This window comes from Streptomyces sp. NPDC001770 (assembly GCF_053596135.1).
In genome coordinates, this window is sequence record NZ_JBSFFN010000003.1 from 152,414 (window position 1) to 173,775 (window position 21,362).

A 21,362-nucleotide genomic window follows, 5' to 3' on the forward strand; every position below is an offset into this window, starting at 1 on the left:
AGAACGGATTCATCTGTGACCCACACCGAACTCACCGCCGCCCCCGCCTCCGTGCGCATCCCCCGGCCGGCGACGGCCGGTCCGGCGACGCCCTACCAGGGGGACATCGCCCGCTACTGGGACGGGGAAGCCAGGCCCGTGAACCTGCGCCTCGGCGATGTCGACGGCCTGTACCACCACCACTACGGCATCGGCGACGTGGACCACGCGGCCCTCGGCACCCCCGAGGACAGCGAGAGCGAGAAGAAGCTCGTCACCGAACTCCACCGCCTGGAGTCGGCGCAGGCCGAGTACCTCCTGGGGCACCTCGGCGACATCGGACGGGACGACACCCTGGTGGACGCGGGCTGTGGGCGGGGCGGCTCGATGGTGATGGCACACCAGCGTTTCGGCTGTACGGTCGAGGGCGTCACGCTCTCGGCGAAACAGGCGGAGTTCGCCAACGGCCGGGCCGGTGAACTCGGTATCCAGGACCATGTCCGCGCCCGTGTCTGCAACATGCTCGCCACCCCCTTCGAAACCGGGTCCGCCGCCGGCTCGTGGAACAACGAGTCGAGCATGTACGTCGACCTCGGGGACCTCTTCGCCGAGCACTCACGCGTCCTCAGGGTCGGCGGTCGTTACGTGACCATCACCGGCTGCTGGAACCCGCGGTACGGCCAGCCCTCGAAGTGGGTCTCGCAGATCAACGCGCACTTCGAGTGCAACATCCACTCGCGCCGGGAGTACCTGCGCGCCATGGCCGACAACCGCCTCGTGCCCACGGCCGTCGTCGATCTCACCCCCGACACGCTGCCCTACTGGGAGCTGCGGGCCACCTCCTCGCTGGTCACGGGTATCGAGGACGCGTTCATCAACTCGTACAAGGACGGTTCGTTCCAGTATCTGCTGATCGCCGCGGACCGCGTCTGACCGCCTTCAACCGCGCGACCGGGAGGGCCCGTTCCGAGGAACGGGCCCTCCCTCACCGGTGCCGATCGGCGCGTTGCGCCCGGCCGCTGTCGCGGTTCGCCCGGTACCGGTGCCGCAGCGGGCCCACGCCCAGCCAGACGACGGTCACGAGGGCGAACTGCGCGACCAGGTTCCACAGTCCCGATGCCCGGGCGCCGGGGGCCGCGACGACCGACATCAGCAGAGTGAGCGCGGCGGCCACCGTGCACGCCGAGACGCAGCGCAGCCACAACCGCCATTCGTACTGGACCCGTTCGGGCCCGGACGCCGGCGGCCTGGCGGGGGCCGGGGCACCGGTGACCCGGTGGGCCGACCAGGCGTCCGCACGGCGCACGATCTCGGGGCCGAAGCCGGCCGAGACCCCGAGGTAGACGGCGGCCAGCCCATGCGTGGCGCCGGCGGTACCGCCGGCGCGCAGGTCCGCGACGGAGAAGGCGACGAGCGCGAGGTCGGTGAGCGGTACGCACAGCAGCAGCACCGCGCCGAGCCGGCGGGCCCGCAGGGCGTACCGGGCGAGGAGGCCCAGCACCAGGAAGGCCCAGAAGGCGATCTCGCAGACGACGATCGCGCCGATCACCACCCCGTCGCCGGCCAGGGTCTCGTAGGGGACGGAACGGGCGGCAGCGCTCATGCGGGTGCTCCGGCCGTCGGGAGCGGCAGCACCGTGGTGCTCCGCCGGGAGGGGAAGAACGCGCGAACGGTCATCGTCCGGCTCCGTGGGAAGACCCCGGTGACCTGCACCGGCTCCCCTTCGACCAGGCCCATGCTCTTTCCCCCTCGAATATGCGGCGCGTCTTGAGGGTGTCCATGTCCGGCCACTGTCGCGAAGAAGGCGCCCCGGGAACCCCGGAACGCCGTTACGCTGCACGCGAGAACACTAGTTCAGCGGCTGCCGCACGGGGAAGAGGAACGGAATCGATGCTGTGGATCCTTGATATCGGCGGTGCGCTCATGCTTCTCCAGGGGATCGCCCCGATCGTCCAGAGGATGAACGGCACGGACCCGGAGGAGAGTTTCTTCATCGTGAACGCGTTTCCGGAGAATCAGGGCCTGGCCAGCACGGTTCTCATCCTCGGTGGCGTCATTCTGCTCGGCGCGGCCGTCCGCGTCCGGCGCGGCCGCAGGGGCTGAACCGGGGGCCGGGTCCAGGCGAAACGACCGGACCCGGGACTTCGTACCGGCGCCTTCGAAGCGATTCGCCGCACCCTTTCGCATTCCCGGTCGTTCCCGACCGGGCAGCGCTCCTCTTCCCTTCGGATTCCTTTCGCGTCGCGGCGCAACACGGCTCTCCCCGAGGACCTACTCGCCCGGCGGAACCCGCACGAAGCCCTCGGCCCAATCGTCCTTGTCGAGCTCGCAGGGGTCGAAGGAGAAGCACTCCGGTTCATCACGGAAGCCCGGTAGCAGTCGAGCCCGACGCACGCGCTCCTCGACCCGTTCAAGGGACGAGTAGATGCCGAGCAGCTTCAGGTCGTCGCCGTCCGACTCGTCGCAGAACACGCCGCCTCCGTCGACATGCACGGTCGAGCCGTCAACACCGGCTTCGTTCTGGTGGCCGACATGCCACAGCGGATATACGATCACGGGCGCAAAGCTACAGGCCGCCCGCAATTCCTGGCAGGGCAGCCTTTGCCGGCACTCGAGTCCGTGGACGTCCGGCGCCCCTCACCTTCTGGGCCCCCGCGCTCACCACCCGGGCATCGCACGGGTTCGCCGAGGCCCTGGCCGAGTGACGACGGTTCGCACCGGATCGGGGTCCGTGACCCGTGTGATCCGGTCCGGCGCGCTCAGCCGATGAGGCCACCTGCGTGTCCGACCAGGGCACATGACGATCCACGGCACGAGTACTGACGGGCAGCGCACACGTCCTCACAGACTCGGCTCCGCAAGCCGTCCCGCCCGGGTCACCCCGCGACGTCGACGCCATAACCCCGGGCCAGATCGGCCAGGCCGTGGTCGTACCCCTGCCCGACGGCCCGTAGTCGCCAGCCCTCGCCCCGTCGGTACAACTCAACCAGAATCATGGTGCGTTCGGTGGTGGCGGCGTCGAGAGTGGCCCGGGCGGCCGGGGCTGCGCCGACCGCGCGGGTAGCGGTGATCTCGATGGCCCCGACCTCGGAGAACGTCGCGGTGCCGTCGATCGCGGCGGCCACGACGACTCGGTGGACCTCCAGCGGCAGACGCTCCAGTTCGACCGAGACGGCCTGTCCCGTCGGGCCGTCCGTGGCCAGTCTCACCGTCCCGTCCGGGTGCTCGGGTGCACCGTGGAAAACGAAGTCCTCGTCCCCCATCGCCTTTTCGTGTGCGTCGAGCGCGAAGGCGACGACGTCGACGTCACACGCGGTGTGCTGCCCCCAGGTCGCTGTCACCGTCCAGGCGGCGCCGGTGTCCGGTACGTCGATGACAGCACCTCGGACCAGGACCTCCGCACCGTCCCGCGCGTTCTGGCCATCGCTCCGCGGCGGCGCGGCCGACGGGACGGACTCGGCGGCGAGGAGCCAGTCGGCGTCGTGAACGGGCAGGCCGAGGAGGGCGACACGGCTCCGTCGCTTGTCGGCCTCACCCCCGGGAAGAGCCACGACGTCGGTCACACTGGCCGAGAGGTTCACCGCTGCGGAGGCCCCGCGAGCGACAGCGCGGACGCGGATGTCGGCGGCTTCCGCATGAGTGCCGCCCAGCACCAGGACTCTGCGGCCGGCCAGGGGGCGGTTCCCCGTGGCCGTGGGGGAGGCAGAGGGTGCCGGGGGTCCCGTCGACACGGGGACGCGCGGTGCCGGAACGCTCGATGCGGGAAGGGCCGGTACGAGCGTCGGCGGTGCCGTCCCCGTGCTCTCGGACTCCTTGAGTGAGCGGGGCTGTCGGGCGGCGCCCTTGGCCCGGCCGGGCCGCACGTCCTCCAGCAGCCGCTGATACGTCGGCTCGTCCACGAGGAGGACGCCCTCGTCCGTGGCACGGCGGAGCTTCTCCGACGCGGCACCCGTGTCATTGGTGACGAGAACACTGGTCTGACCGCTGACCGAGGCCATCATGTTCAGTCCGGCTGCCACCGATCGGGACACGAGTTCCTCCCGGGGGACCCGAGTGTCTCCGCTGATGGCGACCTTCATGCCCTGGACCAGCGGCATTCCGCGCTCCAGACGGCCCGGATTCCGGTAGGCGCAGGAGACCTTGGGAGCACGAGGCCCGAAATCCTGGCGGGGCGGGCAGTTCAGGAGCGGCAGGGAGAGACCCAGTCGTTCGGCGGCGTCCAGCGAGCCGCGCAGGATTCCGGAGAGTACCCGTACGTCGTCCTGGGCGTCGTGCGCCCGTTCCTGACGCACCCCGTAGTGCGCGGCGAGCGTGCCCAGCTTGAGGTCGGCCGTCGGGGGCCCGACCAGACGGTTGAGGGCCAGTGTGCACAGGCGTCTGCTGACGGGGAGCGCGGAACCGGAACGGGCGAACTCGTGAAACAGGAAGTTGTAGTCGAACTGCGCGTTGTGGGCGACCATGACACGGCCGTCGAGGAAGTCGCTCACCTTCGGTGCGACGTCGTCGAAGGTGGGAGCACCCGCGAGACGGGCGCGGGTGAGGCCGTGGATGTGCACCGGGCCGGGGTCGCAGCCCGGGTCGAGAAGGGTGAAGAACTCCCCCGTCGGCCGGCCCTGTGCGTCCAGGGTGAGGATCGCCAGGGACAGAACGCGGTCCCGGCCGGGCCTCAGCCCGGACGTCTCCACGTCCACCAGCGCCCACTCGTGGACGTAGTCGGGCGCTGTGGGCCACTTCGGGCCCGACGACAGCAGGGCCATGCGAGGCTCCCTCCCCCGGGTGCGGCAGGCGGTACGCCCTCGCCGCGGTGATCCATCGAACTGAGGGGATTTTCGCACGTACGCACCGCCGTTCCCGATGCGGCGCCTCCCACCCGGATCCGCTGCCGCCCGACCACCCCGGCACGGAGGGGAGTTGACGGGCCTCAGCGCTCCCCGCTATTGGTTCCGTTGACGGCACGGCCGTGTTGCGTCGAAGGGGGGAACACGTGAGCGTCCTGTGGTGGGTGGTCGCGCCGGTGGCTCTGGTCGTGGGCTGGACGGCTTGGCGGCTCGTTCGGTACCCGGGCCGGTGGGTGCACGCGTTTCACGAGGCGTACCGGAAGGACCGGCGGGCTCTGGACGACGCCCGCGGCGCCGTACGGAAGTTGCGGAACGCCGCTCGTCGTGAGACGTGGCGGGCGTGGGGCAAGGTGAAGCGTGCGGAGTCCGCCCATCGGCGCCAGGTGCGTCAGGCCGAGGCCGAACTGGAACGGCGGCGCGCGCCGGACCGGGGCGACCGGATCCATCAGCTGGGTGCGATCACGCTGTACGAGCACGCTGTCGTCGTCTCCGAGGACGAGTTGCCGCTGGCCGGCCTGCATGTCCGGTTCGAGCTCGCGCGCGCCGAGCACGTGTCCTACGTCTACCTCACCCACCCGGACGGGCAGGAGCGCATGCAGAGCTACGAGGGCGAGGAGTTCCCGGAGGACACGGTGCGCAAGTTCAGCGTGCAGCTCCACAACGCCGCCGTGGCGGCGCACCGTTCACGGGAGGCTCGCGAGGGCGACATCGCCGCGCTCGAAGCCGCGCTGCGCGAGGCCCAGGAGGCGACCGCTCCGGTGGAGGCGGCGCGGGAGCGGCTGACGGAGACGCGGGCCCGCCACAGCGCCGATCCCAGGCTCCCGCGCGCACGGGCGGCGCTCGACGACGCCCGCACGCAGTGGCAGGACCTCACCGGCCGACGCCCGTTGTGAGCGCTGCCCGGACCGCTCCTGTCCGTCGAGCCGCTCGTGCCGCCACTCAGGACGCGGGGCCAGGCTGGTCGCGTGACCGCCGTGCCGGGGGCCGAGCCCGGTGATCTTCGCTGTTGCGACCGGCCAACTTCGCCGCGTCGCGCGTACCGATCCGCGGGACGGGCGGGCACGGCCATCCCACCGTGGGGTGTCGCACCGCGTCCAGCCCTGACGAGCCGGGGCGAAGGCTCCATGTCGGCACCCTTCTCAAGGTCAGCCACCCGGTCGGAGCCGGCGTCGGGGCGCGCGGGGAGGGCCGGCCGCGCGGCTCCCGCCGCGTCGAACGGGCCACCCCTTTCGGGCCGCATCCCACCGCCTTCGCGACCGCGAACAAGGCCACTCCCTCTCACCGTCGGCTCCCGGTGCCCCTGGTGCCCGCGAGCCCCGTGATGCGGTGACGGCCTTTTCTCCGACCCATCCCAGCTTTTGGTGAATCTGCAGAAAGTTCAGCAGATTCGTACCGAACCTCTGGACAGTCTTCCGCGCCGCGTCCTAGTCTCTCGGCCCATCGAACAGGTTTCGTCCCTGTAACGCCGCAGCCAGTCGGCGTCTCCGCGAAGCCGGTCATCCCACTCATGAGCCGTTCCACGTCTCTCTCCCCATGGCCGGGCCACCGCCCGCACGAGGCACCGCGCCGCGCGACCACTGCCCCGGCAGTCGTTCACGCACCGTTTCAGCACACCGTCGAAGCACGGCACACCGGCCGGGTCACCGACTCTGCCGTGAACGCAGCGGAAGGGAAGCGACATGAAGATTCGTACGTTCATCGCCACGGCCTCTCTGGTGGCATCCGGGAGCCTGGTGGCTTTCGCCGGCTCCGCCCAGGCGGCGCTCTACACCACGTGTGTCGGTGACGGCGGGGCCGTGACCGTCACCAACGACCTGGTCGTTCCGGCCGGAAAGTCCTGCACCCTCACCGGCACGAAGGTCAGGGGGACCGTGACGGTCGAGGCCGGGGCCGACCTCGTGGCCGCAGGCGCCACCTTCAACAGCACGGTCACCGTGGGGGAGAACGCGTATCTCGACCTCACGAACACCACTGTCAAGGGTGCGCTGACCACCAGCTCCGCCTTCGGCACGCACCTGGAGAACGCCAACGTCAAAGCGGTGACCGCCACTGGGGGATTCGTGTACGCGGTGGACTCCGCCCTCGGCGGAAACGTCTCCACCAGCGCCGGCGAGCTGTACGTGTCCGGCAGCACCCTGTCCGCCGCGCTGTCCGGTGACGGCAACCAGTACACCGATGTGTACGACTCCACCGTCAAGGGCGCGCTCACCGTGGACGGGAACACCCTCGGTGGCGTGTTCTGCGCGAGCGAGGTGTACGGCGCCGCGAAGTACACGGGCAACGCCGACTCCCTTCAGCTCGGGGGTGAGGGGCTCCTCGGATCGTGCGCCGGAGCCTCGTACTTCGGCGGCGACCTGGCGGTCACCGACAACACCGCGACCACGGTCCTCGACAACGCGATCGTGCGCGGCAGCCTCACCGCGACGGGCAACAGCCCGGTCCTCGCCGTGGGCGGGCTGGCGCGCGTCCGCGGCACTGTCACCGGAGAGACCGCAGCCGCGGCCCCGTCCTTCTCCCGCTCGGCCAGGGAGGCCGCACCCGACGACCGGGCCGCCTCTCTCTCCGAGAAGGCCGCCGCCCGTGCCGCGGCCGCGCGGGCGGACGCCCACGAAGCGGGCAAGTCCTCCCTCTGACGCCCACGAAGCGGGCAGATCCTCCCTCTGACGCCGAGGAACACCGCCGACGGCTCGCCCACCGACGCCCCGCCATGACGGCGGACCCGTCCCCGCCGCCGAATTCCCCCTCACGCGGCGGCTCCCGCCGTGTACGGCGGTCCCCTCCGGAGCGCGTCCCGCCGGTTCCGGAGTCCGCGGACCAGCCGTCGTGGTGCGCGCCGCCACCCTGCTGCCCGGCCGTGCACCCCGATCCGTCTTCTCCTCTCCTCTTCCACAGGAGTGACCGTGAGTCATCTTCACAAGTCCTTCGACCGCAGGGACTTCCTGCGCGCCACCGTCGGCACCACCGTGGCCCTCGCCGCCGCCTCCGTCACCGGGGCCGCCACCACCGCCTCCGCCGCCGCCGCGGCGAGCACGCTGCCCATCCCCAAGGACCGCATCGGGGTCCAGCTCTACAGCGTCCGCGACAAGGTGAACTCACTCGGCTTCGCCGTCGTCCTCGCCGAGCTGGCCCGGATCGGCTACAAGGAGATCGAGTTCGCCGGGTACACCCAGTCCACCTCCATCCTGGGCAGACAGATCACCCTCCCGGAGATCCGGACCATCCTCGACGACCACGGACTGCGCGCCGTCGGCAGCCATGTCGGCATCGGCAACCTGCGCTCCAGCCTCCAGGCGGAGCTGGACGCCGCGGAGATCCTCGGCATGCCGCACGTGGGCACCGCCAACGCGCCCTCGAACACCAACACCGTCGCGGCCTACCGCGCGGCCGCCGACGAGTTCAACGTCTGGGGTGCCGCGGCGACCGCGCGGGGCCTGAAGCTGTACCAGCACAACCACTCGGGCGAGTTCGCGTTCGCCACCGACCAGCCGTCGGTCCGGCTGTACGACGTGTTCCTGAAGAACACCGACCCGCGCCACGTCTATCTGGAGCTGGACATCTACTGGGCGTACGTCGGCCAGTACCGCTGGCCCGGCTTCGACCCCGCCGCCTACGTGCGCGACCAGCCCTACCGCTACCCGCTGTTCCACATGAAGGACGGCGACGCGAACGCGTCGAGCGCCAACGGCTACGACATCGTCGAGTTCGGCGCCGGTGACCTCCCGTACCAGAAGTTCGTCCGCGCCATCGGGGCGCGCACCACGCACCTCGGTATCTGGGAGCAGGACACCGCCCCCAACACCGTTCCCGCGACGCCGGGTTCGTTCGGTGCGGCGGAGCGCAGCTTCTCGGCGCTCAGGACGCTCCTCGGCTGACAGGCGCCACACGAAGGAGGCGCTCCGCGCGCGGGGCGCCTCCTTGCCCGCTCCTTACCGCCAGCGATCAAGGAGACATCACCGTGCACCGCACCCTGAGGCGCCTGATCACGGGGGCCCTGCTCGTCGCCATGCCCGCGCTGGGCACTGTGGCTCTGGCCCCCGCCGCCGAGGCCCACCCGGACCACGAACACGCCCTGGACTGGTCGAACTACGAGAAGGCCACCCTGACCAAGGAGGTCGGCGAGCCGATCGACCTCGCCGTGCTCCCCGACAGCCGCGTCCTGCACACCGCCCGCAACGGCGACCTGCGGCTCACCGACCCCGGCACCGGTGTCACGAAGGTCGTCAACCACGTCGACGTGTACCAGAACTCCGAGATGGGGTTGCAGACGGTCACCCTCGACCCGGACTTCGCCACCAACAAGTGGGTGTACCTGTACTACTCGCCGCCGCTGAACACTCCGGCCGGCTCCGCTCCGCTCCAACTGGCCGCCGGGCAGGACGACTCGTACTGGAATCAGTGGGAGGGGTACGACACCCTGACCCGCTTCAAGTGGACCGGCGGCAGTCTCGACCTCTCCACCGCTCAGGAGATCATCCGGGTCGGCACCAACCGCGGCCAGTGCTGCCACGTCGCCGGTGACGTGGACTTCGACGGCGACGGGAACCTCTACCTCTCGACCGGCGGCAACACTCCGGCGTCGGGCCCGAACGTCAACGGCTACAACCCGATCAACGACGCCGCAGGCGCGAACCCAGGACTCGACGAGCGCCGCGGCTCGGGCAACACCGACGACCTGCGGGGCAAGATTCTGCGCATCCACGTCCAGGAGGACGGGAGTTACACCGTTCCGGAGGGGAACCTGTTCCCGCCGGGCACGGCGAAGACCCGTCCCGAGATCTTCGTGATGGGCCTGCGCAACCCCTACCGCCTGGCGGTGGACCCCGAGACGAACGCCGTGATGTGGGGCGACTACGGCCCCGACGCCGGAACCGCCGACCCGAACCGCGGGCCGATGGGCTACGTCGAGTGGCAGACCACGACCAAGGCGATGAACAGCGGCTGGCCGTACTGCACGGGTGACAACACCAAGCCGTACCGGGACTTCGACTACGCCACCCTCACGCCCGGTGCCGCCTTCGACTGCTCGGCGCCGGTCAACGACTCCCGCTGGAACACCGGTCTGACCACGCTGCCCGCCGCCACCCCGGCCACGCTCTGGTACGGCGACAAGGACACCGACCAGCCGTGGCCCGAGCTGACCGCCTTCCGCGGTCCCGGCGGTCCCGGCGGGCAGGCCCCGATGGGCGGTCCGGTCTACCACTACGACGCGGACAATCCCGCGCCGGGCAAGTTCCCCGAGTACTGGGACGGCAAGGCGTTCTTCGGCGAGTTCTCCCAGGACTACGTCGCCGCCCTCACGCTCGACGGACCGGACGGCCCCGTGAGCGCTCTGGAGAACGTCCTGCCCAACAGCGAGCGCGCGCAGAACGGCATCCCGCCGTGGGACAACCCGATGGACCTGGAGTTCGGCCCGGACGGCGCCCTCTACGTCCTCGACTACGGCGACGGCTTCTTCCGGCAGAATCCGGACGCGGGCCTCTACCGGATCGACTACGCCGAGGGCAACAAGGCGCCCACCGCGGTCATCGAGGCAGACAGGACGTCCGGTCAGGCGCCGCTGGCGGTCACCTTCGACGCCACCGGCTCCACCGACCCGGAGAACGGCGGGCTCACCTACCAGTGGGACCTCGACGGCGACGGCACCTTCGACGCCACCGGGCCCACCGCGACCCGCACCTATTCCGGCAACGGGCAGTTCGAGGCCCGGCTGAGGGTCACCGACCCGCAAGGCAAAACTGGCCTGACGAGCCGTCAGATCACTGTGGGCAACACGGCTCCGACCCTGCGGATCACCTCCCCGGCCAACGGCGGGTTCTTCAACTGGGGCGACTCCGTGCCGTACGGCATCGCCGTAGAGGACCCGGAGGACGGGTCCACGCCGGACTGCGCCCGGGTCGCGTGGACCTTCGGTCTCGGGCACAACCAGCACGGCCACCCGGTCAACAGCGGCACCGGCTGCTCGGGCGGTGTCGTGACCCCGACCGACGCGGGGCACGGTGACACCGAGAACGTGTTCGGCGTCCTCGGGATCACCTACACCGACAGGGGCGCGGGCGGCGTTCCGGCTGCCACGACCGACGCCCAGGTGGTGCTCAACCCGGCCCTCATGCAGGCCGAGCACTACGACTCGGCGGAGGGCGTCACGGTCACGGACGACACCACGGCGTCCGGGCAGCGCAAGCTGACCTCCTTCGACGCGGGTGACTGGATCGCCTACGACCCGGTGTCGTTCGCCGGAATCACCGGGGTGCAGACCCGTACCAGTGGCGCCGGCACCCTTGCGCTGCGCTGGGGAGCGCCCGGCGCCGAACCGTTCGCCACCGTCTCCGTACCGGCGGGACAGGGCTGGCAGACCGTCACCACCGCGCTCAGCCAAGCACCTTCGGGGTCCGGCGAGGTCTTCGTCACCAGCTCCGGCGGCATCGAACTGGACGCGCTGACCTTCCAGGGCTCCGGTGTCGCGGACAAGACCGCCCCCGCGGTCACCGCCGCGCTCAACCCGCCCCGCCCCAACGGTGACGACGGCTGGTACACCGGCAACGTGTCGCTGACGGTCTCGGCGACCGACAACGGAACGGTCGCGAGCCGCCAGTACTCGATCGACGGCGGAACGACGTGGGCGGCGGCGAACTCGGCCGTCACCCTGTCCACCGAGGGCGTCACCACCGTCCGCTACCGGGCGACCGACAACGGCGGCAACGTGTCGGCGGTGGGCTCGCTCACCGTACGGATCGACCGCACCGGACCGACAGTGGTGGTGACCGGTGTCAACGCCAACCGCACCTACGGGGACTCCGGTCGCCCGGCACCGGCCTTCTCGGCAACGGACACGGTGTCCGGCGGGGCGACCACGACGGCAACCCTGGACGGTGCGCCCGTCGCCTCCGGGCAGGCCCTGGACCTGTGGCGGCTGCCGCTCGGCAGCCACGACCTGACGGTCAGGGGCCGCGACCGGGCCGGCAACACCACCACGAGGACGGTGTCGTTCACGACGCGCACCTCCTACGCGGACGTCCGCTCGCTCATCACCCGGCTGCGGGCCGACGGTCTGATCACGGCGCGGGGTGAGCAGCGGCTGTCCGTACGGCTCACCCAGGCCGAGGCACACGCCGGCGCGGGCCGCACCGCACAGGCCGCGGCCGTGCTGGATTCGTTCGCGGACACCGCGTCGGACACCTCCCTGGTGCCGGACGGCGCCGCGGGCGCGGCCCTGGCGCGGGACGCCCGGGCGCTGAAGGCAGGCGCCACCGGCTGAGGCCGGACTTGAGGACCGGAGCTGCCCCGCCGCTGTGCTGCCGGCGGGGCAGTTCCGTTTCTTCGTACGGGAGTTGAACCGGAGGGACGCTGCCGAGGGCCGGCCGTGGCGGGGTTCCGCATCCGGCCCGGCACCGTGCCCGTTCCGTCGCGGAGGTTCCGTCGTGGAGGTTCCTTCATGGAGATCCCGCCCCAGAAGTTCCGTCAACACTGCGACAACTTTCGGCTCTCTGTGAAAAAGTTGCCGGAAGCCGACTGTGCCCCTGGGCTCCGCACACGGGAGTCCCGCCGGGCGATACGGTGTCCGGCCCGTGAGTCCCCCGCGGCAACTCCCCGAGCTGTCCAGGGCGTCCAGAGGAAGTGAATCCGTGACCATCCAGTACCGCGTGCTGAGTCTCCTGCGTGACAACGGCCCGCTGTCCCGCGCCCAACTCGCGGACCGGCTGGAGGTTCCCCGCCCGCGGCTGCTCGGCGAACTCGACCGCATGGTCGCCGCCGGGCGGGTCCGCGAGGCGGGCCCGGCCGCGTCGCGCGGCGGGCGCCGCTCCACCCTCGTCCAGCTCGACCCCGGCGTACGGTTCGCCGCCGTCGACCTCGGCGCCAGCTCCATCGACATCGAGATCACCGACGGCGCGCTCGCCCCGGTGGCCTCCTGCTCGGAGCCGGCGGACATCCGGTCGGGACCGGAGAACGTGCTCGGGCGTGTCAGCGAACTCCTGTACGCGCTGGCCGACCAGGGGCACTGCACCCGGCTCGACGCCATCGGCATCGGCCTGCCGGGACCGGTCAGTTTCCGCGAGGGGGTACCCGTCTCGCCACCGATCATGGTGGGCTGGAACCGCTTTCCGGTGCGCGACACCCTCGCCCGTGCGCACTCCTGCCCCGTCGTCGTCGACAACGACGTGAACGTGATGTCCCTCGGGGAGCAGCACAGCGGGGTCGCGAGGACCGTCGAGCATCTGCTCTTCGTGAAGATCGGCAGCGGTATCGGCTCGGGGATGCATCACCACGGCCGGATCTACCGGGGCGCGGAGGGGTGCGCCGGCGACATCGGACACGTCCAGCTCGAAGCGGACGGGCCTCTCTGCTCCTGCGGCAACACCGGTTGCCTGGAGGCGTACTTCGGTGGCGTGGCGCTGAGCAGGGACGCCACCGACGCCGCGAAGTCCGGCAGGTCGCCCGCCCTCGCCGAACGCCTCGCCGAACGCGGCGTCCTGACCCCGGTGGACGTCGGGGAGTGCGCGAACGGCGGGGACGGTACGAGCGTCGCCCTGATCCGGGCCGGCGGCCACCGCGTCGGGCAGGTACTCGCCACCCTGGTCAGCTTCATGAACCCGTCGATGATCGTGATCGGCGGCGGTCTGGCCGGCCTCGGCTATCCCCTGCTCGCCGAGATCCGCAGCGTCGTGTACAAACGCTCGCTTCCCCTCGCCACGGGCAATCTGCCGATCGTCATGTCCGGACTCGGCCCCCGCGCGGGCGTCGTGGGTGCGGCGCTGCTGGCGAGCGAACTCGCCTACGGTGAGGCGTCGGTGACCGGGGATACGGAGTCGCCGGTCCGGTAGCGGCCCGGGGATGCGGAGTCGCCGGTCCGGTAGCGGCCCGGGGATGCGGAGTCGCCGGTCCGGTAGCGGCCCGGGGTCGTTCCGACGACTCCGGTGAACGCGGCGATGAAACTGCTCGGGTTCGCCCACCCGCAGGCGTGGGCGGTCCGGACGGTGTCGTGGCCCTCGGCGAGGAGCACGAGCGCGTGCTGGATGCGGAGTTGTGTGCGCCACTCGTAGAAGGTCATGCCGAGTTCGCCGCGGAAGAGCCGGCTGAGGGTACGGCTGCCGGCGCCGACCGTCCTCCCGAGTTCGGCCAGCGTGGCGTTGCTCGCCGGCGACTCGTACAGCAACCGGGCGACGGCTCGCAGCCGGTCGTCCTGCGGCTCCGGCAGGTGGAGGGGCTGTTCGCGCGCTTCGCGGAGATCGTCCAGGAGGACGCGGAGGAGGTGGGAGCGCACGGAAGGGCTGTGGTCGGGCGCGGCATGGTCGTGGGAGTCGTCGTGGTCGCGGGGGCCGGTCAGGGCGAGGAGGACCTCCCGGGCGAGGCGGGTGACCAGGAACACGGCGGGACCGTCCGGCAGGCCCCGGGCGAGGGACGGTGCGAGGAAGACGATCCGCATGTCGGTGTCGCCGTGGGCGCGGTGGTGGTGCGTGAATCCTGCGGGGGTCCAGGCGACCCGGTTGGCGGGCACGATCGAGGTGCCGCGCCCGGTGTGGACCGACAGGACGCCGCCGGCCGCGTACACCAGATGTCCTCGCGCGTGTGCCCGCGCCGCGCTCGTCGCGCCGGACGGCCAGAAGTGACGCCCGCCGGACGGCCACACATGTGACGTGGCACCGGCGGCTGTCCGGGGTTGGCGGCGAAGGGGCATCGGTTGGCATCGTAGCGGTGGCACGCCATGCCGTGCCCCGGTGAGACTTTCCGGTACGGAGCCCGGCCTGCCCTGCGGGGAGAGCCCGGTCGCACCACCTGGCGTCGGGACGGCGTACCTCGGCGCGGCGGCCCGAAGGGCCGGATGGACCGGAAGAAGGAGAAGAGCATGGCGACGTTCGTCCTGGTGCCCGGTGGCTGGCACGGCTCCTGGTCGTTCGAGGCGGTGGTTCCGCTGCTGGAGCGTGCCGGTCACACCGTTCACGCCCTGACCCTGACCGGGCTGCGCCCGGACGACGGTTTGGCGACGGTCGCTGCCGCCAACCTCGACACGCACGCCGAGGACGTGCTGGGGCTCCTCGACCGGACCCACGCACGCGAAGCGACGCTGGTCGGCCACAGCTACGGCGGGATGGTGATCGCCGCCGCCGCGGACCGCGCCGGCGGCCGGGTCTCGCGTCTCGTGCATCTCGACGCCTACGTACCGCGCGCGGGAGACTCATGCTGGTCCGCGACGACCGGGCGCTACCGGGAGGCGTTCGCCGCAGGCGCCGCGACCACCGGGTACGCCGTCCGGCCGCCGGACGGGGGTGATCCCCGCCGCCGCCCCCACCCCCTGGCCTCCTTCCTGCAGGCGTTCCGGCCCCTCGCCGGGCCGCCGGCCCGGGTGCCACGGCGGGAGTTCGTCTACTGCTCGGGATGGGAGGACCGGACGCCGTTCGCCGGACTCCGCGCCCGGCTCCTGGCCGATCCCGAGTGGCGGGTCCACACCCTCGCGACCGGCCACGACGCGATGCACGAGGCCCCGGAGGCAGTCGCCGCGCTGCTGCTCGACGACCGTGCCGACGACCGCACCGGCGTACTGCACGGTCGCCCGCGGGGCGGACGGGGGGAAGGGTGAGGCGGTGAAGGGTGAGGCGGTGAAGGGTGAGGCGGTGAAGGGTGAGGCGGTGAACGGTGAGGGAGTGAGCCGCGGACACCGGACCGGGGCTGCGGTGCGGACGCGGTCCGCTGTCCGCGTCGACCGTGGGCGCCCGGCGTGACCCGCCCCCGGATCAGCCCACCAGATCCGGCGCGCGGAGCATCTCGGACGGGATTCCCCAGGCGTCGACGAGGTCGGCCGCGAGGGGGCGGACCCTGCGGCACAGTTCGTTCACCTCGCGGCTGATCGCCTTGGAGCGCTGGACCGTCAGCCGGCCGTGCTCCATGAACCAGGCGCGGTCCGCCTCGATGGTGGACAGGGCGAACAGGTCGCACAGGAGCCCCAGCGCGGCCTTGTTGCCGCTCTCGGGCAGCGTGCGCACCCGGTCGACGAACGCCTCCAGCACGAGGCGTTCGACATGGGCGCGGGCGAGTGCGATCACGTGGTCCTGCACCCGCGAGAAGACGGCGCCGGGGTTGCCTTCCTGGTCGATGCCGCGCTTGAGCCGGCGCGCCACACCGGCGAGCATGTGCTCCTCGCGGTAGCGGAGCATGGCGAGTTGGTACTCCGGGTCGAGGAGGCCGGCCTCCTGGTCCCACTCGTCCCCACCGGGCAGCAGGTCGCGTACGCGTTCGAGCAGCTTGTGGGCGGACGTCTTCTCCAGCACCGTCTCGACGGCGAGACCGGTCACGTGGCGGACCATGCCGAGCTGGTCCAGGTCCTCGAACTCGCTGGCGTAATGGGTGAGCAGGCCCTTGGCCACGAGCTGGAGCAGGACGTGGTTGTCGCCCTCGAACGTGGTGAAGACGTCGCTGTCGCTCTTGAGTGCGGCGAACCGGTTGACGGCGAGGTACCCGGCGCCGCCGCACGCCTCGCGGCACTCCTGGATGACCCGGGTGGCGTGCCAGGTGCCGAGTGCCTTGGTCCCGGCGGCGCGGGATTCGAGCAGGCGCCGTGCGTGGGGGTCGCCCTCGATGCCGGAGAACACCTCGTGCAGCTGTGTCCGTACGACGTCCTGCGCGAAGTGCAGCGCGTACGTGCGCGCGAGGAGCGGCAGCAGGCGGCGCTGGTGCAGTCCGTAGTCGAGGAGGAGCTGCTCCTCCCCCGGGCCGGCCTCCGGAGCCGTGTCCGAGGACGCCTCGAACTGCCGTCGCCGCTCGGCGTACTTGACGGCGATCGCGAGGGCGACCTTGGCGGCGTTGACGCCGGCGCCGCCGACGCAGACGCGGCCCTGCACCAGGGTGCCGAGCATGGTGAAGAAGCGCCGGCCTGGGCTCTCGATCGCGCTCTCGTAGACGCCGTCGGCGGTGACGTCGGCGAACCGGTTGAGCAGCGCCTCGCGCGGTACCCGTACACCGTCGAACCGGATGCGGCCGTTGTCGACGCCGTTGAGGCCCATCTTGCGGCCGTCGTCCTCGATCCGGACGCCGGGCGCGACTTCGCCGCCGCGCCGGATCGGTACGACGAACGCGTGCACACCCTCGGACTCTCCATCCACCTCCAGCTGGGCGAAGACGACGGCCAGTTCGGCATGGCGGGCAGCGTTGCCGATGTAGTCCTTGCGCGCCCCGTCGCCCTGAGTGGTGATGACGAACTCCTGACCGGCGGGGTCGTACCTCGCGAGGGTGCCGAGCGCCTGGACGTTGGAGCCGTGGCCGCTCTCGGTCATCGCGAAGCAGCCCATCAGCCGACCGGTGATGAGGTCGGGGAGATACGCGTCGTGGTGGCGCGCGGTGCCCAGTTGCAGGATCGCGCCTCCGAAGAGCCCGAACTGCACGCCGACCTTCACCAGCACCGACAGGTCGCCGTAGGCGAGCGTCTCGAACGCGGCGATCGAGGCTCCGATGTCGCCGCCCCCGCCGTACTCGCTCGGGAAGCCCATGCCGGTCTGGCCGGTCGAGGCCATGTCGACGACGCGTTCACGCACCCGCTCGCGGAACGCGTCGATGCCGAGCTCCTCGGCCTCGTCGAGGACGGAGGCGTGGGTCACCAGATTGGCCCTGACGAGGTCGCGGATCTCGTGGTACTCGCCGTCGAGCAGCCCCTTCAGCGCCTGGATGTCGATCTCGGGCCTCGTGTGACCGGTGGCGGGGGTGGATGCGTTGTCGGTGGTCATGGCATTTCGCTACCCCGGCTTCGGACGATCAAGCGGTCGCTCCCGGCAGAACGACGGCACTTCGACGACGCCCTGTGACCAGCGGCTCCCACCACGTGCGGGCGGGTTGACGCGGTGCGGCACCTCCCACCGGGTCAGCCGACGGCGATCAGGTCCCCCGCCGCGGCCCGGACCGCCGTGTACGCCTGCTCCAGCACCTCGGGCGAGGTGGTCACCCGGGGAACGTCGTCCGGGGTGTGGAACTGGCGGAAATTCCCGGCGAGGGAGAGCAGCGGGACCGTGGGGCCGAGGAGCCGGTTCCAGACCGCGCCCTCACCGGGGAACGCGGCGAGGCGGCCGAACCGTGCGGCGGCGAGATCGGTGGCGAGGCCGGGAACCGTGTCGAATCCGGGGTTGGCCGCCGCGCCCCGGGGCGTGAGTACGAGGCGCCCGTCGGCACCGGGAGCGGCAGCCGCGAGGGCGGAGCCCAGGTGGAAGACCGCTCGGGGCCGGAGGTCGAACTCGCCTGTCAGGTAGGCGCGTACACCGTAGTTGCTCAGCTCGTGGCCGGTGTTGCCGAGGAAGAGGACCGGGTGCTCGCGCGAGAGCTCGACGGCGAGGGCCACGGCGAGCGCGAGGCCGGTGCCGCGCTCGGCGGCGCAGGTGAACCATCCGCTGAGGGGCGTGGTGACGACGATCGGGTCGGCTACCGGCTTCCGGGTGCCGAACCAGCCGGTCAGGCAGTACGTACGACCCGCGGCGGTCCGGGCCCGGAAGTCGACGTCGGCTCCGTACCGCTGGATCCGGTCGGCGAACCGTCCGGGGACGAGGAGCGTCGGGACGCCCGTCTTCGGGGCGTCGGGGTCGCTGTTGTAGGCCACCAGCCCGTCGTACGCCGGGTAGTTGGCCGTGGTGCTGGTCGTGGGCAGGACCGCCACCGAGGCTCCGGCCGCGGCAGCGGCGGCCACCGCAGCGAGCACGGCGGGGTCGTTGCCGTCCTTGCTGGTGGTCACGGGCCGTACGAAGTCGGCGCGGCCCTTCCGCCGGCCGACGCCCTCGTAATACAGCGGAACGGTGGGGACGTTGACGCCTCCGGACCGGACCTGCGCCTTCCACTCGTAGTGCGGGTAGTCGTAGTACCAGCGGCCGGTGGCCGCGCCCAGATCCCGCAGCCGGCCCTCCAGCCACCGGAGGGCGGCGGCCTCGTCGCTGCTTCCGGTGCGGTGCTGCCACCTGCTGTAGGCCTCGACCAGGGAGTAGAGCGAGGCGCCCGATCCGAGGGCGTGACGGCCGGCTCCGGCCGTTGCGCGGGCGGACTGGGCGTGGGCGGACTGGGCGTGGGCGGGGGCCGCGCCGAAAGCGGCGAGACCGGCCGCGACGGCGCCGGCGGCTCCGGTGGAGAGCACGGCGCGGCGGGACGGGCCGCCAGGGAAGTTCGGTCGGGCGACGGTCATTTCGGCTCCAGGGAGGGATGCGAGGTCGCGCACCCCGTCCGGGACGGAGGGGGCACGGAGCGGAGAAGAGCTGCCCGGTACGCGGGAGATCGCGGCCGGATACCGGCCCGGGCGGCCCGCACCGGGGGCCGTCGGACCTGTCATCGCCGCGGCGGCACGGCCGGACGGACGCGTCCGGCGTGTCACGGACGCGCGCGGCGGAGATTCCGGGGAGGGAGACGGAGGGTACCCGCGTTCCCCGGGGCCGTGCCCGACTCAGGTCACTGGCAGCGGGCCACGCCGCAACGGCCCGCACGGCACGCGCGCAGGGGCCGGGACGGGACGAGTGACGGGAGGCGGCCGGGGTGCGCGATCAGCATGTTCGTCATTCGATCATGCAAGTGACACACGTTCCATGGAACGGAGACACGTGAAACGTGACTGACACACTGCCGCGATCACCGCTGATCACCGCTGATCACCGCTGATCACCGTTCGGCCAGGGCCGGCCTGGGGACGGCCCACCAGGCGCGCCGAGGGACGAGCGGGCACGCCCGACGCGGGAAGGCACCGGCCGATACGGGAAGGCACCGGGTCCGGGCCGCCGGGGACGGCGGGGTCAGCAGAACCAGCCGTTCTGGACCCAGCCCCGGCGGTTGATGTCGCCGTAGGCGAAGCCGTGGACCCACGTTCCGCCGGCTTCCTCCACGAGGAAGGTCTGCCCTCGGTACAGGGTGCCCATCCAGGCCCCGTTGGGGGCCGTGACCCGGACGAAGAGGTCGTCGGCGCAGACGGTTTCGCGCTGCCCGGCGGTGCCGTTGGCGGCTGCGGCGGGGCCTGCGGCCAGTGCCGCCACGGTGGCGGCGACGGCCAGGACGAGGGCGGTGCGCCTGCTGGTACGGGTCATGGGTCGCCCTCCTGGGGTAGTACTGGGCATGTCGTCGAACCGCCTTCTGCCGGGCGACGCCCGGCGCGCCCTGGTTGCGTCCGTCACCATGATCCGTAACCGCCCAGGCACTCCTGCCTGACGAAGCCCCAGTCGTTCGGACCGAAGTCGAAGGTGGCCGCCCAGCCGTTGTAGACGGGGTGGGCGCCGCGCGTGTGTCCGACCTTGTCGCCCCGCGCGAGCACCCGCTTCAGTCCGGCCGGTCCGGAGGAGCTGTCGTAGTTGGCGTAGAAGCTGGCGCTGTCGCAGACGATGACGGCGTGGTCCGGAACCGTCGGCTCGGCCTGCGCCGATCCGGCGGTGATCAGGGCGAGGGCGGCGGCCAGGGGCAGCACGCAACCCTGCAATCGTGTCGAGGCCATGACAAGCATCATGGGCCGCCACCACCTCCCCTGTCGAGAGGGCCCCGCCCCGCGGCCGGGTCGCGCGGCGGCAGGCACCCTGGGACCGGGCGCCCCGGAACGCACAGTTCACCCGGTCTTCATGACTCGAGCGGCTCGGAGTGCCCCGGATGATTCTTGGCGTGAGCATGCTCGGGCCTGCACCGACCCCGTATCACTCCCGACTCCCCCACCGGAGGCCCCCGTGCTCGGCAGATCCGTGTTCCGCCGCAGTCGCACCGCCCTCACCTGTGCCTTTGCCCTCACCGCCGTGGCCGCGGCCGGTCTGTGGACCGGCATCGGCGGCTCCTCGTCCGCGCAGGCCGCGGCCAGTGTGCCCACCCCCGACCACGTGATCGTGGTCGTCTTCGAGAACCACGGCTACAGCCAGGTCATCGGCTCGTCGAGCGCCCCCTACATCAACTCGCTGAAGACCGGCGGCGCCAACCTCACCGCCTCGTACGCCGAGACGCACCCCAGCCAGCCCAACTACTTCGCCCTGTTCTCCGGTTCCACCCAGGGCATCACGGACGACAGCTGCTACACCCCCGGTTTCTCCGGCAACGCCAACCTCGCGTCCGAGCTGATCGCGGCCGGGAAGACCTGGGCGAGCTACAACGAGACGCTGCCGAGCCAGGGTTCGACCACGTGCAGCAGCGGCAACTACGCCCGCAAGCACAACCCGTGGTTCGGGTTCAGCAACGTCCCCACCTCGTCCGCGTACACCTTCCAGCAGTTCCCCACCGACTACACGAAGCTGCCTCAGGTCTCCTTCGTCGTCCCGAACCTGTGCAGCGACATGCACGACTGCTCGGTGTCCAGCGGTGACACCTGGCTGAAGAACAACCTCGGCGCCTACGCGACCTGGGCCAAGACCCACAACAGCCTGCTCGTCGTCACCTTCGACGAGGACAACCGGCTCAGCGGCAACCGCATCCCGACGGTGCTCTACGGGCAGCAGGTGACCGCGGGCGCCACCTCCGCCACCACCTACAACCATTACGACCTCCTGCGCACGCTGGAGGACATGCACGGCCTCGGGCACGCGGGGAACGCCGCGACCGCCAAGGACATCACCGGGATCTGGACGTCCTGAC

Annotated in this window: 17 protein-coding genes; 9 read left to right on the top strand and 8 right to left on the bottom strand. The window is 71.4% G+C overall.

Features of this window, described 5'->3' with window-relative positions:
- The first annotated feature begins 15 nt into the window (after positions 1-15).
- Positions 16-912, top strand: a complete 897-nt coding sequence (locus ACWCSV_RS04420) for a geranyl diphosphate 2-C-methyltransferase (protein WP_451138382.1) — start codon at positions 16-18, stop codon at positions 910-912.
- 52 nt (positions 913-964) lie between these two features.
- Here ACWCSV_RS04420 and ACWCSV_RS04425 read toward each other — a convergent pair whose 3' ends face one another.
- Complete coding sequence (locus ACWCSV_RS04425; protein WP_451138384.1) at positions 965-1,582, bottom strand: hypothetical protein; 618 nt, start codon at positions 1,580-1,582, stop codon at positions 965-967.
- Positions 1,583-1,869: 287 nt separating this feature from the next.
- On the opposite strand from ACWCSV_RS04425, the gene ACWCSV_RS04430 reads away from it, so the two are divergent.
- A complete protein-coding gene (locus ACWCSV_RS04430; protein WP_451138386.1) occupies positions 1,870-2,082 on the top strand; it encodes a hypothetical protein in 213 nt (70 codons plus the stop codon).
- 168 nt (positions 2,083-2,250) lie between these two features.
- On the opposite strand, the gene ACWCSV_RS04435 is transcribed toward ACWCSV_RS04430, so the two are convergent.
- Both ACWCSV_RS04435 and ACWCSV_RS04440 read right to left on the bottom strand, forming a co-directional pair.
- Positions 2,251-2,535, bottom strand: a complete 285-nt coding sequence (locus tag ACWCSV_RS04435) for a hypothetical protein (protein WP_451138388.1) — start codon at positions 2,533-2,535, stop codon at positions 2,251-2,253.
- Positions 2,536-2,855: 320 nt separating this feature from the next.
- A complete protein-coding gene (locus ACWCSV_RS04440; protein ID WP_451138390.1) occupies positions 2,856-4,736 on the bottom strand; it encodes a TerD family protein in 1,881 nt (626 codons plus the stop codon).
- Positions 4,737-4,963: 227 nt separating this feature from the next.
- Between ACWCSV_RS04440 and ACWCSV_RS04445 the strand changes: the two genes are divergently transcribed.
- The 5 genes from ACWCSV_RS04445 to ACWCSV_RS04465 all read left to right on the top strand — a co-directional run bounded on the left by ACWCSV_RS04445 (position 4,964) and on the right by ACWCSV_RS04465 (position 13,636).
- Positions 4,964-5,710 (top strand): hypothetical protein, encoded by a 747-nt coding sequence (locus ACWCSV_RS04445; RefSeq protein WP_451138392.1) that lies wholly within the window; start codon positions 4,964-4,966, stop codon positions 5,708-5,710.
- A 786-nt stretch (positions 5,711-6,496) separates the two neighbouring features.
- Entirely contained in the window at positions 6,497-7,450 is a 954-nt protein-coding gene (locus tag ACWCSV_RS04450) for a hypothetical protein (protein WP_451138394.1), read from the top strand.
- A gap of 267 nt (positions 7,451-7,717) precedes the next feature.
- The gene (locus ACWCSV_RS04455; protein ID WP_451138396.1) at positions 7,718-8,689 is read left to right on the top strand and encodes a sugar phosphate isomerase/epimerase family protein; all 972 of its coding nucleotides are present in this window, start codon (positions 7,718-7,720) and stop codon (positions 8,687-8,689) included.
- An 83-nt stretch (positions 8,690-8,772) separates the two neighbouring features.
- Positions 8,773-12,072: a PQQ-dependent sugar dehydrogenase gene (locus ACWCSV_RS04460; protein WP_451138398.1), complete on the top strand. Its 3,300-nt coding sequence runs from the start codon at positions 8,773-8,775 to the stop codon at positions 12,070-12,072.
- Positions 12,073-12,439: 367 nt separating this feature from the next.
- Positions 12,440-13,636: an ROK family transcriptional regulator gene (locus tag ACWCSV_RS04465; protein ID WP_451138400.1), complete on the top strand. Its 1,197-nt coding sequence runs from the start codon at positions 12,440-12,442 to the stop codon at positions 13,634-13,636.
- Here ACWCSV_RS04465 and ACWCSV_RS04470 read toward each other — a convergent pair.
- A complete protein-coding gene (locus tag ACWCSV_RS04470; protein ID WP_451138402.1) occupies positions 13,588-14,364 on the bottom strand; it encodes a helix-turn-helix domain-containing protein in 777 nt (258 codons plus the stop codon). The two genes, ACWCSV_RS04465 and ACWCSV_RS04470, sit on opposite strands and share 49 nt — an antisense overlap.
- Positions 14,365-14,658: 294 nt before the next feature.
- Here ACWCSV_RS04470 and ACWCSV_RS04475 point away from each other — a divergent pair, with 294 nt between their 5' ends.
- Positions 14,659-15,390 (top strand): alpha/beta fold hydrolase, encoded by a 732-nt coding sequence (locus tag ACWCSV_RS04475; RefSeq protein ID WP_451138404.1) that lies wholly within the window; start codon positions 14,659-14,661, stop codon positions 15,388-15,390.
- Between the two features lie 154 nt (positions 15,391-15,544).
- Here ACWCSV_RS04475 and ACWCSV_RS04480 read toward each other — a convergent pair whose 3' ends face one another.
- The 4 genes from ACWCSV_RS04480 to ACWCSV_RS04495 all read right to left on the bottom strand — a co-directional run bounded on the left by ACWCSV_RS04480 (position 15,545) and on the right by ACWCSV_RS04495 (position 20,247).
- Positions 15,545-17,527 carry an acyl-CoA dehydrogenase family protein gene (locus tag ACWCSV_RS04480; RefSeq protein WP_451138406.1) on the bottom strand — a complete coding sequence of 661 codons (1,983 nt, stop codon included), beginning with the start codon at positions 17,525-17,527 and terminating at the stop codon, positions 15,545-15,547.
- Between the two features lie 134 nt (positions 17,528-17,661).
- On the bottom strand, positions 17,662-18,960 hold the full coding sequence (locus ACWCSV_RS04485; RefSeq protein ID WP_451138408.1) for a hypothetical protein: 1,299 nt from the start codon (positions 18,958-18,960) through the stop codon (positions 17,662-17,664).
- 598 nt (positions 18,961-19,558) lie between these two features.
- Positions 19,559-19,846, bottom strand: coding sequence for a hypothetical protein (locus ACWCSV_RS04490; RefSeq protein WP_451138410.1), 288 nt, complete (start codon positions 19,844-19,846; stop codon positions 19,559-19,561).
- An 83-nt stretch (positions 19,847-19,929) separates the two neighbouring features.
- Complete coding sequence (locus ACWCSV_RS04495) at positions 19,930-20,247, bottom strand: hypothetical protein (RefSeq protein ID WP_451138412.1); 318 nt, start codon at positions 20,245-20,247, stop codon at positions 19,930-19,932.
- A 223-nt stretch (positions 20,248-20,470) separates the two neighbouring features.
- On the opposite strand from ACWCSV_RS04495, the gene ACWCSV_RS04500 reads away from it, so the two are divergent.
- Positions 20,471-21,361, top strand: a complete 891-nt coding sequence (locus tag ACWCSV_RS04500) for an alkaline phosphatase family protein (protein WP_451138414.1) — start codon at positions 20,471-20,473, stop codon at positions 21,359-21,361.
- Position 21,362: the final 1 nt, after the last annotated feature.